A 15431-nucleotide genomic window follows, 5' to 3' on the forward strand; every position below is an offset into this window, starting at 1 on the left:
GGCGCACACGGCACTCCGTGGCGCGCAGCGCGGCTTCGTCACTTCGTACTGCCGATTGTCCGGTTCCGCTCCGCAGCGGTGACGCGCTACCTAGTCTTCGGTCGTGAGAAGCACAGCAACGTCGCGTTCCTCGGCACTGAGCCTGCTCCTGGCCGCCGGCCTATCCCTCTCGGCTCTTGGATCGGCGCCTGCGGCGATCGGTCTGGAGCCGTCGTCCGAGGCCTCGCCCCGGGTCACCGCCGAGGCTGTCGAGCCGTTGCTCGACAAGCCGATGCGCGGCCGGGCAGCGGTCGCCGAGCTCGGCGACCAGCTCGCGGTCGCGGCCGCGCGCAACGACCTGCGACCTGCCGAGCTCCGCACGCTGCTGCGCACCGACTCCGCGGTCTGGGTCGACCGGCAGGGCGCGATCTTCTACGTCGACCCCGGGCACGCCGACCACGAAGGCCACGCCGCCACGGGTGCGACGGGCGCCCGGACGCCGCAGGCGGCAGCGGCGCCGCTGGCCGAGACGTTCCAGCTGCACAGCAACCCGACGGCCAGCCTCACGATCCTGCTGGACTTCGACGGGTCCTACGTCGGCGGGACCGCGTGGAACAGCCAGACAGGCGTCACCCCGGGCACGCATCCCGCCTGGGACCCGGCCGGCAACGGCGCCACCTTCAGCGACAGCGAGAAGCAGCTGGTGCAGGAGGTGTGGGCGATGGTGGCCGAGGACTACGCGCCCTTCGACGTCGACGTCACCACCGAGGACACCGGCCCCGCCGCCATCGAGCGGTCCGACAGCGGCGACACGGTCTACGGCACCCGCGTGCTCGTCACCCCGAGCGAAGACCCGTTCGCGAAGATCTGCAACCGCGAGTGCGGCGGCGTCGCGTACCTGAGCGTCTTCGACCAGGTCGGCTCCGGCTTCCAGCCCGCCTGGGTCTTCCCGCAGGCGCTGGGCGACGACAGCAAGAACATCGCCGAGGCGGCCAGCCACGAGGCAGGCCACAACCTGGGTCTCGACCACGACGGCACCGCGACCACCGGCTACTACACCGGGCACGGCATCTGGGCGCCCATCATGGGAGTCGGCTACGACCGGCCCCTCGTGCAGTGGAGCGCCGGGTCCTACTCGGGCGCCAACAACCCTCAGGACGACCTGGGCATCCTGAGCGGCTACCTGGGGGCGCGGCCGGACGAGGCCACCGGCTCCGTCGCGACGCCGGCGTCGCTGCCCCTCGGCGACGCCGTCATCGGCACGCCGGGCGACGTCGACACCTTCGTGCTCGGCGCGTGCGCGGCGAACGCGGTCGTGCAGGTACAGCCCTCCGCGCTGGCTCCCAACCTCGACGTCCGCGCCACCCTGGTCGACGCCGACGGGGTCGAGCGCGCCTCCGCGGCGCCGGTGTCGGGTCCCGGCAGCCGCGCGACCGCCAGCGGCCTGGGCGCGAGCCTGACCGTGCCGAGCGGTGACGGCTGGGTGCTCACGGTCGAGGGCGTGGGCCAGGGCTCGTGGAGCGGCGGCGGTTACGACGACTACGGCAGTCTCGGTGCCTACACCGTCAGCGCCCCCGGCTGCGACGGTGCGCTCGCCGAGGGGGTGCCGGGCGAACCCGACCAGGTCGTGGGCAGCGCCGCCGGCACCGACAGCCTCACCCTCACCTGGGCGCCCCCGGCCAGCCAGGGGGACGGCCCGGTCACCGGCTACATCGTGAGCCGCTCTGGGTCCGCCACCACCGAGCGCGTCGGCGCCGACGCGCGCAGCCACACCTTCACGGGCCTCACCCCCGGCACGACCTACGAGCTCTCTGTCCGCGCTGTCAACGCCACGGGATCCGGACGCACCACGTCCGTCACTGTCCGGACAGCCGACCCCGTCCCGGAGGCTCCGAGCGCCCCCCAAGACCTCCTGGGTCAGTACAACGCGAGCACCGGCGAGATCGAGGTGTACTGGACCGAGCCCGCGACGACGGGGACGGCACCCATCCTCGGCTACGACATCTACTTCGACGGCGGCTACGTCACGCGGATGCCCGCCACCAGCCGCGGTGTCGCGCTGAGCATGACGGGCGGCTTCGCCGAGGGCGAGTACGTGGTCGGGGTCGCAGCCGCCAGCTCGGCCGGCGTCTCGCCGGTCTCGACCGTCCCGGTGACCGTGGCCCTCCCCGACCAGCCGGCCAACGACGACGTCGCCGACGCTGCGCTGCTGTCGGGTCCGAGCGGCTCGACCCCGGGCGACAACACCTACGCCACCCGGGAGGCCACCGACCCCGCGCCGCCGACCTCCTACACCGCCGGCGGCTACTCGGTGTGGTTCTCCTGGACGCCCGAGCAGGACGGCCGCGTCGACATGCGCACCTTCGGAGGCGCCGCCGATCGCGACACGACGCTCGCGGCCTACACCGGCCAGCCAGGCAGCCTGACCCAGGTCGCGGGTGCCGACGACACGTTCGGCGCGCACGCCGGCATCTCCTTCGACGCCGCGGCGGGCACGCGTTACCTGGTGGCCGTGGACGGGTTCGCGTTCCCCGGGGGGAGCGGACCCTTCTCCCTGGCCTGGTCGCAAGCCGTCCTGCAGGCCCCCTCGGCGCCCACCCAGGTCTCGGCGCAGCCCGGCGACTCCCAGGCGATCGTGTCCTGGGCGGCTGCCGGCGCCAACGGCTCCACCGTCACCGGCTACAGGGTGACGAGCTCGCCGGGAGGAGTCACCAGGAGCGTGGCAGGTGATACCACCACCGCGATCGTGGGCGGACTGACCAACGGCACGCCCTACACCTTCACCGTCGTCGCCACGAACGCGATCGGCGACTCCGTCGCGTCCCTGCCCTCCGCCCCCGTCACCCCGCAGCCGCAGGACACCGCGGGTCCGGTGGTCTCCGACTTCGACTTCACCCCGAAGACCGTCGACATCACCACCGGCCAGAAGCAGGTCACCGTCTCAGTGCGGCTCACCGACACCACCGGCGCGGAGGCACCGGTCATGATCGTCGGCTCCGACACCACCAGCCAGACCCTCGGCTTCGGCCAGATGACCCGCACCTCCGGCACCGCCCAGGACGGCGTCTACCAACGCACCGTCACCATCCCCACCACCGCCGCTCCCGGCGCCTGGTCCGTCCGGCTCTACCCCGTCTCCGACACCCTCGGCAACGACGGCCCCGGCTTCCAGGACCACCCCACCAAGCTGACCGTCACGAACACGCCGCAGGACACCGAGGCGCCCGTGGTCTCCGACTTCGACTTCACCCCGAAGACCGTCGACATCACCACCGGCCAGAAGCAGGTCACCGTCTCAGTGCGGCTCACCGACGCCACCGGCGCGGAGGCACCGGTGATGATCGTCGGCTCCGACACCACCAGCCAGACCCTCGGCTTCGGCCAGATGACCCGCACCTCCGGCACCGCCCAGGACGGCGTCTACCTACGCACCGTCACCATCCCCACCACCGCTGCACCCGGCAGCTGGTCCGTCCTCCTCTACCCCGTCTCCGACACCCTCGGCAACGACAGCCCCGGCTTCCAGACCCACCCCACCAAGCTCACCGTCACCAACACGCCCGCGACGGCGCCGGACGCGCCCGCCCGACCGGACGTCTCCTTGGACGACCGCACCGCCACCATCACCTGGCAGCCACCCGCCGACAACGGGTCTCCCATCACCGGCTACACCATCACCGGCACCAACGACGCCGGCACGCAGACGGTCGACGCCGACACAACCCAGGCCGTCTTCACCGGCCTGATCCGCGGGCAGACCTACACCTTCACCGTGGTCGCCACCAACGCCGTCGGTAACTCCGCGCCCTCCCCGGCCACCGACCCCGTCACCCCGGCCACGCCGCCGTCGGCACCCACCGACGTCTCCGCCATCGCGGGCGATCGTTCCGCAGCCGTCATGTGGACGGCCAGCACCAGCTCGATCCCCCTCACCGGCTACACCGTCACCGCTGCCCCGGGCGGCGCGACCACCACGGTGGCCGGCGACCGCACGTCGGCGGTCCTCCCGGGCCTGGTCAACGGGACCGCCTACACCTTCACCGTCGTCGCCACGAACGACGTCGGCGACAGCCCTGCCAGCACCGCGTCCAGCCCGGTCACCCCTCGAGCGCAGATCGCACCCGCGTGCACCCGCGCCCAGGCCGACGCAGCCAACGCAGCCTCCCTCGTCACGTCCCTGACCACGCAGCTCAAGACAGCGAAGAAGCAGCTCAGCACCGCGAAGACACAGCTGCGCATGGCCAAGAACTCGGGCAACAAGGCGAAGGTCAAGCGCGCCACCGCGAAGGTCAAGAAAGCCACCACCAAGACCAAGAAGCTCACCGCCGGGCTGCGCACCGCACAGACCTCCCTGACCCAGGCCCAGACCCGCGTCAGACAGAACTGCTGACGCGTCTCGGTCCCCGGCGCAACCGACGCCGAGCACAAGCGTGTCACCGCCCGTACGAGGCCACCATCCCGCGGTGCATCACCCGGTCGCCGACGACACCGGCGTGGTCGGCGCGGTGCAGCACGCAGGCGTTGTCCCAGATCACCAGGTCTTGCGGCGCCCAGGCGTGGGCCAGGGTGTTCTCGGGGCGGGTGGAGTGCGCGAGCAGCTCTGCCACCAGCGCGTCGGCCTCGGCCTGCTCCAGCCCGCTAACGGCGGCGCAGCGCGCGGCCGTCGTCAGGTAGAGCGCCTCGCGGCCGGTCACCGGGTGCGGGCGCAGGATCGGGTGCTCGGCGGAGGTCTCGCCCTCGATCGTCTCCGGGTCCAGTCCGGTGACCACGTGGGTGATCGTGCGTCCCTCCACCCGGGCCCGCAGCTCGGCCGGCAGCGACTCGGCCGCCGCGTACTGGTTGGTGAACTGCGTGGCGCCGCCCTGCTCGGGCACCGTCACCGCCCGGAGCGCCGTGTAGGCAGGCGGGTGCGAGACGTAGCTGGTGTCCACGTGGAAGCTGCTCTTCGGTGGGGTGCCGGAGTCCCAGCGCCCCACGTTGCTGATCACGTTGAGGTCCGGGAAGCCCTCCAGCGGGGTCTCGCCGTCGGTGAACGTCATCGGGCCGAACGCCTGCAGGAACGCCAGGAACTGGGGGTCGTCAAGCTGCTGGCCGGGCAGCACCGCGACGCCGTGCTCGGCGAGCACTGCTCTCAGCGCGTCGACCGGTGCGGCAGGGTCGTCGGCCACCTGCAGGCCGGTCACGCGCACACCCACGGGCGCGAGCACCTCGACGTCGAACGGCAAGTCGATGGGCAGCGTGGTCATGGTGACTCCTCAGCCAAGGCGCGGGCGACGGACAGGTCGAGCAGGTCGAGCAGCGGCAGGCCGGCCGCCTCGGCCATCACCACGACCACCGAGGTCGGGGCGAACGAGCAGTAGAGCGAGGCCTCCAGGAAGTGCGGCACGCCCTGGGGGTCGACGCGGAAGTCGAAGAGCCCGTGGTGGCGGCAGCCGAGCGCCTCGTAGGCGTGCAGCGCGGCCTCGTGCACCACCTCGGTCATCGGGTCGGCGGGGTCGACCACCCAAGCGCGCACGCCGTCCTTGGCCATCAGCCCCAGCTGGCCGTCGTCGTCGCGGGCCAGCTTGTCGGCGTGGTCGCGCACCGGCTTGCGGTCGGCGTCCACGTCGTACTCCTCCAGCGGCAGGCAGCGCAGACCCTCGGGTGTCTCGACGACACCGCAGCGCACCTCGCGCCCCAGCGGCACGAACGCCTCCACCAGCACGCGGCCGTCCGTGGCGTGCTCGGTGGCGTCGCGCACGGCGGCGTCGAACTCCCCCGGGTCGCGCACCAGCGTGACGCCGAGCGAGTTGTCGGAGTCGGCCGGCTTGACGACGACGGGCAGCGGCAGCGCGAGAGAACCGCCCTCGCGCACCACCTGCGAGGCCGGCACCGCCACGCCGGCGGCCCCGACGACCGCCGAGGCCCGCGGCTTGTCGGCACCGAGCGCCATCACCTCGGGCGGATTGCCCACGTAGGGGATGCCGACCAGTTCGAGCAGCGCGCGGTAGCTGGTCATGCCAGGTCGGCAGAACATCTGCGGCAGCGCGACGTCGACCTCCAGCGAGGCCAGGTGCGCCACCGCCTCGGCGAACGTCAGCGACGGCGCCGACGCCAGCGCGGCGTCCCCCAGCGAGTCGGTGAACCGCCAGCTGCCGCCGGGCGAGACGTGCGCGACCACGTGCCCGTCGTCGGGCCGCGCCTCGCGCAGAACCTCGAGGCAGCCGCGGGCGTAGAGCCGGGACACGTCGTCGAGCAGGGGGTCCACGGCGGAGCCGGTGAGGTGCAGGTAGCGCACGTCAGTCGCCCGCCGGCTCGACCAGCTTGCCGATGTTGACGTCGACCTTGAGCCACGGCCGCCCCGCGCGCAGGTTGCCCCACAACAGCGAGGGCAGGTGCAGGTGGTGCAACGCCAGGAACGGCAGCGGGTCGTGACCGTCCAGCACGGCCTCGGTGCCGCGCGCGATGGTGCGCAGTCGCATCGGCAGGGTCGAGGGGTGGCGGAGGCCTTGCCACAGCTCGTGGTGCAGCCAGTAGGTGGGCCGCCCGCCCACCGGTGGCTCGACGGCGGCGCCCGCCGGCACGGCGTCGTCGCGCAGGTAGGCGTCGGCCACCTCGGGCCGGCCGGCCAGCAGCGTGATCGCCGAGTGGGTGCGCGGGTTGCACTCGATGGCACGGATGGTGCCGTCGTCGGCCTCGATGAAGTCGAAGGAGACCTGACCGGTGAGGCCGTGCGCCTCCACGAACCGCTCCACCCAGTCGCGGATGGCCGGGTGCTCGACCTGCTCGTAGGTGAGCTGCCACGCCGAGGAACGGCAGCACACGTACACCTGCAGCCGCCCCGCCCGCGCGGTGCCGTGCGTGCACCACTCGGTGCCGCTCAGCAGCTCCTGGAGGATCCACGGCTGCTCGGGCGAGATCGGCAGGTCGCGCACGAACTCGGCGGTCTCGGCAGGCGTGGGCCGGGGCAGCGGGGTGAGGTCGAGGCGCCGCACGGGGTCGTACGGGATGCTCTTGAGCACCCACGGCCCGGGGTGGGCGGCGAAGTCGAACCCCAGCACCTGCTGGGGATCGGTGATCTTGTGCGTCACCGGCACAAGCAGCCCGACCTCGGCAGCCATCTCGGCGAAGGCGTGCTTGTCGTCGACGCGGCGCAGGTTCTCGGCGTCGAGGTGCACGGTCTCGCAGTGCCCCGCAAGCCGCTCGGCCGCCTGCGCCTCCGGCAGGCTCGAGGCCGGGCTGGAGACGGGGATCCAGACGTCGACGCCCTCCTCCTTGACCACCCGCAGCAGCGCCTCGGCGTAGTCCGGCGAGGTGGGGTCGGGCACCACGCGGAAGGCGCTGACGGCGTTGCTGAAGCGGTGCCCGGTCAGCCGGTAGCGCGCGGTCTCGACCAGCACCACCCGGTGACCGGCCGCGTGCAGCAGCCGCGCCAGCACGAGCGACTTGGTCATCTTGCCGCCGGAGACCAGCACGGTCAGCCGCTCTCCCGTCGGCAGCGCAGGTGCCTCCGCCGGGGGACGCCCACGGCGCAGCACCGCCGCGCCGACCAGCGCGAGGTTGAGCGGCAGCGTGGCCTCGAGCAGCGCGATCGCCGCCAGCGACCTCGCCCGTGCCCGGGTGGCGGCGAGCGCGCTCACGACACCCGCCGGATCAGGGTCACCCCGTCGCGCACCGGCAGCAGCACCTGCTCGAGCCGCTCGTCGGCGGCCACGCGGTCGTTGAACGCAGCGATCGCGGCGCCGTTGACGCCGGCCTCGCCGGGCAGCCACGGCTCGCCCTGCAGCAGCGTGTTGTCGACGGCGAGCAGCGCGCGCGGCGCGAGCAGGTCGCCGTCGAGCAGCAGGTCGAGGTAGGTGGCGTAGCCGCCCTTGTCGGCGTCGACGAACACGAGGTCGAACCGCTCCCCCGCCGCCGCCAGGTCGCGCAGCGTGTCGGCCGCCGGCCCGACGCGCACGTCGATGACGCCGCCGGCCGGCGTCGTCGCGAACGCCTCGCGGGCGATCTGCGCGGCGCGCTCGTCGACCTCGCACGCCACCAGGCGTGCCCCCACACCGACCGGCAGAGCCTCGGCCATGGCCAGCGCCGAGTACCCGGTGAACATGCCGACCTCGAGCACGCGGGTCGCGCCGGTGACCGCCACGAGCATCCGCAGGAAGGCCCCCTCCACGTGCCCGGAGAGCATCTCCTGCTCGAGGTGCTCCCCCCACGCCTCGGCGCGGGTGCGCGTCTCGAGCGCCTGCAGCGCCGGGGAGGCCGGCGAGGTGCAGCGCGCCACGTAGTCCTCGACGCCGTCGAGCAGGTCACGCGCGCGAGCCAGGTCCGCCAGCACCTCCGGCGCGACGGCCGAACCGCCGCCGTCCGCCCCGTCGAGACGTGTCTCGACGGAGCGGACCAGCGCCGCGGCGATGCCGACCGGCGTCACCGGTCGCGGCGCCACCGGTCGGGAGGTCACTGCTCCGGCGCCGTGTACTGCTCCACGCCCTCGCCGCCGCGCGGGTAGCCCGCGCACAGACCCTTGTGCACCTCGAGGGCGCGGGTGAGGTCCTCGACGGTGAGGTCGTTGACGAAGTGGCAGGTGCCGATCGGCTTGGGCACCGCGGCGCGCAGCTTGCCGTCGCGGGTCTGCATGATCGACGGCGTCGCCTTGGCGATCAGCTCCCCGGTGAAGTAGGGGCTGTCGATGGCCAGGCCCACCGAGCTGAACAGCCGCAGTACCCGGTCGCGGTCGGCGGGGGTGATGTGGCCCAGCTCGGCCGCGAGGGTGGCGGAGAAGGCCATGTCGACGGCGATCGCGTGACCGTGGAACAGCGGAGGCTCCGGCGTCAGCTCGAGCGTCGGGCTCCAGGTGTGGCCGTAGGCGATGACCCGGTCGAGGTCGAGCTCGTGCAGGTTCGGCACCTCGAGCTCGAGCATCGTGCGGATGGCCTCGTAGGTGATCTCGTCGGCGGTCTCGCGCAGGTGCTCGGCGCCCTCGGCGTAGCCGAAGGAGGTGGTGAGCAGGTCCTCGGCGTACTTCTCCAGGCTCTCGAAGATCGGCAGGTTCGAGACGGTTGCGATCTTGATGATCTCGGCGATGCCGTTGCGCACCTGGTCGACCGGCAGGGTCTGCAGCAGCGAGAAGTCGAGGAACACCTTCTTGGAGGCGTGGTAGGCGCCGAGGCGGTTCTTGAACTTGCCGTGGTTGGCGCCGACCTTGATCGAGACGCTGGCGTCGATGAGCCCGATCAGCGTCGTGGGGATCCGCACGTAGTCCGAGCTGCGCTTGTAGGTGGCGCACGCGAAGCCGGCGACGTCGGTGGTGAGGCCACCGCCGACGATGAGCACCTGCTCCTTGCGGTTGAGCCCGAACTCGGCGAACGCGTCGACGATGGTCTCCAGCGTGCGCAGCGACTTGGCGGTCTCGGCGATCCGCACCGGCACGACGGTCAGCGCGATGCCGTGCGCGGCGAAGTAGGCCTCGGCCCGCTCACCGTGCAGCCGCAGCACGTTCTCGTCGATCACCATCAGCACGCGACCCTGCTCGCGGAACGTGTCCGCCAGCGCGGAGTTGGCCTCGGTGAAGACACCGTCGACGTACTCGAGCGTGTAGTCGATCTTCTCGTAGGCCTCCACGTGGAAGGCCGACTCGGTGGCGGTCAGCCGCGAGACCGGGACGGCGCTCATGCGCGGAGGTCCGCGAGGTCGAGGGCCTCCACGCGGCGGGTGTCGCCGAAGTCGTGGGTGACGGTGTTGCCGTTCGGGAAGGCCACCACAGGCACGCCGGCGGCCTTGGCCGACTCGACGCCGCCCAGGTTGTCCTCGATGGCCACCGCGTCGTCGGCGGTCTCGCCGAGCTGCTCCAGCGCGTAGGTGTAGGCCGCGGCGTCGGGCTTGCGGGCCTCGACCTTGGACTGGTCGACGACGACGTCGAACTCGCCGAAAGGCAGCACCTGCGCCAGCGCGTCGCCCAGGGCGGCGATGTTCTCGCCCGAGGTGGTGGTGACCAGGCCGACCTTGTGGCCCTGCTCCTTGGCAGCACGGAAGGTCTCGACGACACCAGCGCGCGGCTGGACGTCGGTGGAGCGCAGCGTCTCCTGGTAGAAGCGCGACTTGGTCGCGTGCACGGCGTCGGCGTCGACCTGCTCGCCGCGCGAGGCGGCGTAGTCGGCGACGCGGTCGCGCCCGCCGTTGGACCCGAGGAGGCCGGCGTACTCCTCCTGGTCCCAGGTCCAGTCGAGTCCGTGCTCGGCGAACGCGCGGTTGAACGCGTCGCGCTGGATCTCGGAGGTGTCGGCGAGCGTGCTGATCGAACCGAAGAGCACAGCGGTCATGGAAGCCCCTAGCGTCGAGAAAGTGGCGGGATGGGCCGGCGATGGCGACGGCCCACGCCCGCGGGATCCCCGTGGGCGCGGACCTCAGGTACCCGATCCCGGGTTCCCAATCACCACAATCCGTGAAGTTGTCATCGCCGAACTTAGACACGCTGCACAAGTTTTCCTTGGTCTCCTCGTGCTCAGAAGCTCCCGAAGATCGAGCCCAGCGTGATCACGCCGACCAGCGCCACGACCGGGATCACCACGGCCACCACGAAGATGTCCTTGTAGGACTGGCGGTGGGTCAGGCCGCAGATCGCCAGCAGCGTGACGACGGCGCCGTTGTGCGGCAGCGCGTCGAGGCCGCCGGCGGCCAGCGTCGTCACGCGGTGCATCAGCTCCAGGCCGATCCCCTGGTCCTCGGCCAGGGTGCGGAACTGCTCGCCGAGGGTCTGCAGCGAGATGCTCATGCCGCCCGAGGCCGAGCCGGTGATGCCGGCCAGCACGTTGACGGCCACCGCCAGCGAGATCACCGGGTTGCTGGAGATGCTCAGCACCGAGTCGCGCACGATCCGGAAGGCCGGCAGCGAGGCGATGACGGCGCCGTAGCCCACCTCGCTCGCGGTGTTCATGATCGGCAGGAACGAGCCGACCGTGCCCTGGTTGACCGTCTTCTTGACGTCGCGGAAGCGCGCCAGGTTGGTGGCCACCACCACCAGGCAGGAGACCACCAGCGCCACCGCGATCGCCCAGATGCCGCCCACGGTCTCGACGTCGGTGTTGCCGTAGGCGTCCTCGGCCAGGTAGGCGGTGTCCATGGCCGGGAAGACCCAGGTGACCAGCACGTAGTTGATGGCGATGACCAGCACGATCGGGGCGAAGGCCACCAGCACGCTCGGACGGGGCAGCGCTGCCGCGCCACCGTCGTCGACGGGCTCCTCGGTGGCGGTCGTGGTGGTGCCGGCGGCCGGTACGGCCGCGGTGGCCGTCCCGGCGTCGCCGTCACCCTTGCCCTTGCCCTTGCCGGTGAACCGCTTGAGCAGGCCGCCGTTGCCGGGCCGCGGCTCGGGCAGGTAGCCCTCGCCGGCGGCGGTGAGCACGCGGGCACGGCGCATCAGCCAGGCCACACCGCCGCCGAACATGATGATCGCGGCGATGATGCCGAGCCCCGGCGCGGCGAACGCGTCGGTGCCGAAGTACGGGGAGGGGATCGCGTTCTGGATCTGCGGCGTGCCGGGCAGCGCCGTCATGGTGAAGGTGAAGGAGCCCAGCGCGATCGCGGCGGGGATCAGCCGCTTGGGGACTCCCGCCTCGCGGAACAGCGCGGCCGCGATCGGGAACACCGCGAACGCCACCACGAACAGCGAGACGCCGCCGTAGGTGAGGATCCCGCAGGCCAGCACGATCGCCAGGATCGAGCGGGTGTCGCCCAGCTTGTCGACGATCGTGTAGGCGATCGTGCGCGCGGCGCCGCTGTCGTCCATGAGCTTGCCGAACAGGGCACCGAGCAGGAACAGCGGGAAGTAGGTGATCAGGTAGTTGCCCAGCGCGGGCATGAAGACCTGGGTGTAGGTGGCCAGCAGCGGCAGCCCGCCGGCGAACGCCGTCGCGAGCAGCGCCATCAGTGGCGCCAGGATGATCACGTTGACGCCGCGGTAGGCGAAGAAGATCAGCAGGGCCAGGGACAGGATGATGCCGATGAGCCCGATCATGGGCGGAGGTCCTTTCGGTCAGGGTCGTGCGACAGGGCGGCGCTCGCGGTCACGACGCCGTCCAGCCGCCGTCGAGCAGGTAGGAGGCCCCGGTCAGCGAGTCGCTCGCCGGGCCGCACAGGTGGGCCACGGTGTGGGCGACCTCCGCGGGTTCGATGAGCCGCTTGACGGGGGTGCGGGCGAGCAGCACCTGCTCGAGCACCTCCTCCTCGGTGATGCCGTGGCTGCGCGCCTGGTCGGCCACCTGGTTCTCCACCAGCGCGGTGCGCACGTACCCCGGAGCCACGGTGTTGCTGGTGACGCCGCGGCCGGCGGCCTCGAGCGCCACGACCTTCGAGAGCCCCTCGAGACCGTGCTTGGCGCTCACGTAGGCCACCTTGAAGGGCGAGGCGCGGTGACCGTGGGCGGAGGAGATGTGCACCAGCCGCCCCCAGCCGCGCTCGTACATGCCGGGCAGCACGGCGCGGGTCAGCCGGAAGGGCGCCTCGAGCAGCACCCGGTGCACCAGCTGGAACTGCGCGGGGTCGAAGTCCTCGACGGCGGCCACGTGCTGCAGGCCGGCGTTGTTGACCAGGACGTCGACGCGCGGCAGCCCGGCCACCAGGGCGTCGAGGCCGTCGAGCACCTCGGGGTCGCCGAGGTCGGCTGCCAGCGGCTCGCCGCCGACCTCCTCGGCTGCCGCCCGGGCACCCTCCTCGTCGCGGTCCAGCACCACCACGTGGGCGCCGTCCGCGGCCAGGCGGGCGGCGACGGCGCGGCCGATGCCGCCGGCTCCCCCGGTGACCAGGGCCGTGCGGCCCTCCAGGGCGCGTGTGAGCGTCGTCTCGTCCATGCGGGCGAACCTACGCAGGTGCGACCGTGGCAACCATGTGCCAGTCGCACACAAGCAGGCCTCAGGAGTGTGCTGACGACCCATCTGCTGACGCGGTGAGGCGCCACAGCCGCAGTGCCACCTGCAGCTCGAGCGCGCTGCTCGGCTCCCGCCAGCCCGCACCCAGCAGGGCACCGACCCGGTCCAGCCGCTGGGCCACGGTGTTGGGGTGCACGTGCAGCGCCTGCGCGGTCTGCGCCGCCCGACCGCCGGCCGCGAACCAGGCCTCCACCGTGCCCACCAGGTCGGTACCGCGGGCGGCGTCGTAGTCCAGGAGGGGGCCCAGGGTGCCGCGCAGGTACTCCCCCAGCTCGGCCGGCCCGTGGTCGCCGAGCACCAGCCGCGCCAGCCCCAGACCGGCGGCGTCGCTGACCTCGCCGGTGCGCCCGAGCGTCTGCAGCGTCATCGCGCAGCTGCGCGCCCGGCGCCATCCCTGCGCCAGCTCCGCCGTCGTGCCCGCGGGCACCCGCGCCACGCCCACGGTGGCCTCCTCGACGAGCCCCTCGAGCGCGGAGCGCAGCTGGCGCCCCGCCGCCAGGGGGTCGGCGCCCGCCGCCAGCAGCACGATGTGCCCCTCGTGCTCCCCCGCCAGGCCGTGCAGCTCCTCGGCCAGGCGCGACGCCGCCGCGGCGGCACGGTGCCGGTCGCCACCCCGAACCTGCGCCACCACGACGCCGGTCAGGCTCTCGAGGTCGATGCGGTGGCGACGCACCCGCTCGCGCAGCCACACGGGGTCGGCCTCGCGCCCCGAGAGCAGGTCGGCCAGCAGCTCGCCGCGGACCCGGTCCTCGGCCGCCGAGACCGACCGGGCGAAGAGCAGGATCAGGGCCGTGACGACGGCGCCACGCTCCAGCGTGCGCCGCTCGGCCGTGCCGAGCTCGCCGTCACGGGGCCGCAGCAGCAGCGTGCCCAGGTGCTCGGTGCCGGCCAGCGCCGGCGCCAGGAAGAGACCCGCCCCGACCTCGGCGCTGCGGCCCGAGGCGAGCGCGCGCCCGAGCGGCTCCGCCAGGTCCACCGCGGGACGCGCGGCCTGCGCCGCGGACGCCACCGGTGCGCCGTCGACGTCGCAGATCCACACCTCCCCCTCCAGCACCTCCGCCAGCGCCGTCGCCACCTGGTCGACGCCGCCACCGTGCAGGAGCACGTCGGTGAGCCGGTCGTGCGCCTGGGCCGCGACCTCGACGGCGCGGCTGTGCTCGCGCATCTGCCGGTTGGCGTCGTCGACCTCGGCCAGCGCGGCCTGGGTCGCCGAGAACAGCCGCGCGTTCTCCAGCGCCACCGCGGCGTGCGCCGCGAACGAGGTGAGCAGCGTGACCTCGGAGGCCGGGAAGGGGCGCACCGTGCGGTGGCCGGCGAGCAGTGCTCCGATCACCGCTCCCTCCACCACCAGCGGCACGCCCACGATCGCCCGGATCTTCTCGTCGTTGACGGCGTGGTCGATGTACTCGCGGTGCTCGAAGCGCTGGTCGTGCTGGTAGTCGGCGGTGTAGTACGGGGCGCCGGTCTGCGCCACCAGCCCCAGCAGGCCGGTGCCCAACGGCAGGCGCAGGTTGCGGAACTCGGCGGAGACCGAGCCGTCGGTGACCTTCATGTACGAGGCGCCCTCGGCCTCGTCGTTGAGCGAGAGGTAGGCCATGTCGGCGTGCAGCAGCCGCCGGGCGCGGCGCACGATCGCCGTCAGGATCGCGTCGACGTCGCGGATCGCGATCAGGTCGTGCGCGGTCTCGTACAGGGCACCGAGCTCGGCCTCGCGGCGCCGTTGCTCCGACATCCGCTCGCGCAGCCGCAGCGCGACCCCGTGCTGCTGGCGCAGCAGGGCTCGCTCGCCGTCGTCGCCCGCCCGTTCGCACCGCACGGCCAGGGCCCGGTCCAGCTCCGCCTCGGAGGCCCCGTCGTAGAGCAGGTCGAGGAACGAGGCGTCAGGCACGGGCCCAGGGTACGAAAGGCTCGCCCCGCAGGGCGGGTCGCTGAGGCCGGGACCGGCGTAGGGTGCCGCATGGCCGAGCTCAGCTGGCTCCCCGCGCGGCGCGCGAGCGTCGAGGACCTCGAGGCGGTCTTCGCCACCGGCACCGCGGCCAAGTGCCGGTGCCAGGCGATGAAGGTGCCCGGGTGGATCTGGCGCGACTCCACGCAGGAGGAGCGCGAGGCGGCGCTGCTCGAGCAGACCGCCTGCGGCAGCCCCGCCGCGTCGACCGGCCCGACGTCGGGCGTGATCGGCTACGTGGACGGCGAGCCGGCCGGGTGGGTGGCCGTCGAGCCGCGCGAGAGCTACCCGCGGTTGTGGAGCCGCAAGCAGGCGTGGATGCGGATGGATCCCGAGCTCGAGGGCGTCTGGTCGGTGACCTGCTTCGTGGTGCGCAAGGGCTTCCGTCGCGCCGGCCTGTGCTACGAGCTGGCCCGCGCCGCCGTCGAGCACGCGCAGCACTCGGGCGCGCGGGTGCTGGAGGGTTACCCCACCGAGCAGCCCGCCGGCAAGACCGTCATCTGGGACGAGGCATCCGTGGGGATGCTGCAGGTCTTCCTCGAGGCCGGCTTCGAGGTCCACGCCTCCCCCACGCTGCGGCGGCGCGTCGTCCGCCGGCAGCTGGTCTGAGT

The 15431-nt window shown here is 72.7% G+C and carries 11 protein-coding genes; 2 read left to right on the forward strand and 9 right to left on the reverse strand.

The window, feature by feature from the left end:
* The first annotated feature begins 103 nt into the window (after positions 1–103).
* Complete coding sequence (locus ABD948_RS19415; RefSeq protein ID WP_345269915.1) at positions 104–4369, forward strand: fibronectin type III domain-containing protein; 4266 nt, start codon at positions 104–106, stop codon at positions 4367–4369.
* Positions 4370–4412: 43 nt separating this feature from the next.
* Here the strand turns inward: ABD948_RS19415 and ABD948_RS19420 are convergent, their stop codons facing one another.
* The 9 genes from ABD948_RS19420 to ABD948_RS19460 form a co-directional block, all read right to left on the reverse strand.
* On the reverse strand, positions 4413–5225 hold the full coding sequence (locus ABD948_RS19420) for a TauD/TfdA dioxygenase family protein (RefSeq protein ID WP_345269928.1): 813 nt from the start codon (positions 5223–5225) through the stop codon (positions 4413–4415).
* A complete protein-coding gene (locus ABD948_RS19425; protein ID WP_345269933.1) occupies positions 5222–6256 on the reverse strand; it encodes a D-alanine--D-alanine ligase family protein in 1035 nt (344 codons plus the stop codon). The genes ABD948_RS19420 and ABD948_RS19425 overlap by 4 nt, the downstream gene beginning before the upstream one ends.
* Position 6257: 1 nt before the next feature.
* Entirely contained in the window at positions 6258–7598 is a 1341-nt protein-coding gene (locus ABD948_RS19430; RefSeq protein WP_345269938.1) for an ATP-grasp domain-containing protein, read from the reverse strand.
* Entirely contained in the window at positions 7595–8398 is an 804-nt protein-coding gene (locus ABD948_RS19435) for an O-methyltransferase (protein ID WP_345269943.1), read from the reverse strand. The genes ABD948_RS19430 and ABD948_RS19435 overlap by 4 nt, the downstream gene beginning before the upstream one ends.
* An 11-nt stretch (positions 8399–8409) precedes the next feature.
* Positions 8410–9624: a sedoheptulose 7-phosphate cyclase gene (locus ABD948_RS19440; RefSeq protein ID WP_345269955.1), complete on the reverse strand. Its 1215-nt coding sequence runs from the start codon at positions 9622–9624 to the stop codon at positions 8410–8412.
* Positions 9621–10271, reverse strand: a complete 651-nt coding sequence (locus ABD948_RS19445; RefSeq protein WP_345269968.1) for an HAD family hydrolase — start codon at positions 10269–10271, stop codon at positions 9621–9623. Before ABD948_RS19445 ends, ABD948_RS19440 begins: the two co-directional genes overlap by 4 nt.
* Positions 10272–10453: 182 nt before the next feature.
* Positions 10454–11965, reverse strand: coding sequence for a GntP family permease (locus ABD948_RS19450; RefSeq protein WP_345269975.1), 1512 nt, complete (start codon positions 11963–11965; stop codon positions 10454–10456).
* Between the two features lie 49 nt (positions 11966–12014).
* On the reverse strand, positions 12015–12797 hold the full coding sequence (locus ABD948_RS19455; protein ID WP_345269984.1) for a 3-hydroxybutyrate dehydrogenase: 783 nt from the start codon (positions 12795–12797) through the stop codon (positions 12015–12017).
* Between the two features lie 61 nt (positions 12798–12858).
* Positions 12859–14763, reverse strand: a complete 1905-nt coding sequence (locus ABD948_RS19460; protein WP_345269994.1) for a helix-turn-helix domain-containing protein — start codon at positions 14761–14763, stop codon at positions 12859–12861.
* Between the two features lie 69 nt (positions 14764–14832).
* Between ABD948_RS19460 and ABD948_RS19465 the strand changes: the two genes are divergently transcribed.
* Positions 14833–15429, forward strand: a complete 597-nt coding sequence (locus ABD948_RS19465; RefSeq protein WP_345270011.1) for a GNAT family N-acetyltransferase — start codon at positions 14833–14835, stop codon at positions 15427–15429.
* Positions 15430–15431 lie beyond the last annotated feature (2 nt).

Source organism: Nocardioides nanhaiensis, from assembly GCF_039542785.1.
Lineage (GTDB): Bacteria > Actinomycetota > Actinomycetes > Propionibacteriales > Nocardioidaceae > Nocardioides > Nocardioides nanhaiensis.

Bases quoted from the DNA above. Each gene is read 5' to 3' on its own strand.
- ABD948_RS19420 (WP_345269928.1), bottom strand. From the start codon at position 5,225: ATGACCACGCTGCCCATCGACTTGCCGTTCGACGTCGAGGTGCTCGCG.
- ABD948_RS19440 (WP_345269955.1), bottom strand. From the start codon at position 9,624: ATGAGCGCCGTCCCGGTCTCGCGGCTGACCGCCACCGAGTCGGCCTTC.
- ABD948_RS19445 (WP_345269968.1), bottom strand. From the start codon at position 10,271: ATGACCGCTGTGCTCTTCGGTTCGATCAGCACGCTCGCCGACACCTCC.
- ABD948_RS19450 (WP_345269975.1), bottom strand. From the start codon at position 11,965: ATGATCGGGCTCATCGGCATCATCCTGTCCCTGGCCCTGCTGATCTTC.
- ABD948_RS19455 (WP_345269984.1), bottom strand. From the start codon at position 12,797: ATGGACGAGACGACGCTCACACGCGCCCTGGAGGGCCGCACGGCCCTG.
- ABD948_RS19465 (WP_345270011.1), top strand. From the start codon at position 14,833: ATGGCCGAGCTCAGCTGGCTCCCCGCGCGGCGCGCGAGCGTCGAGGAC.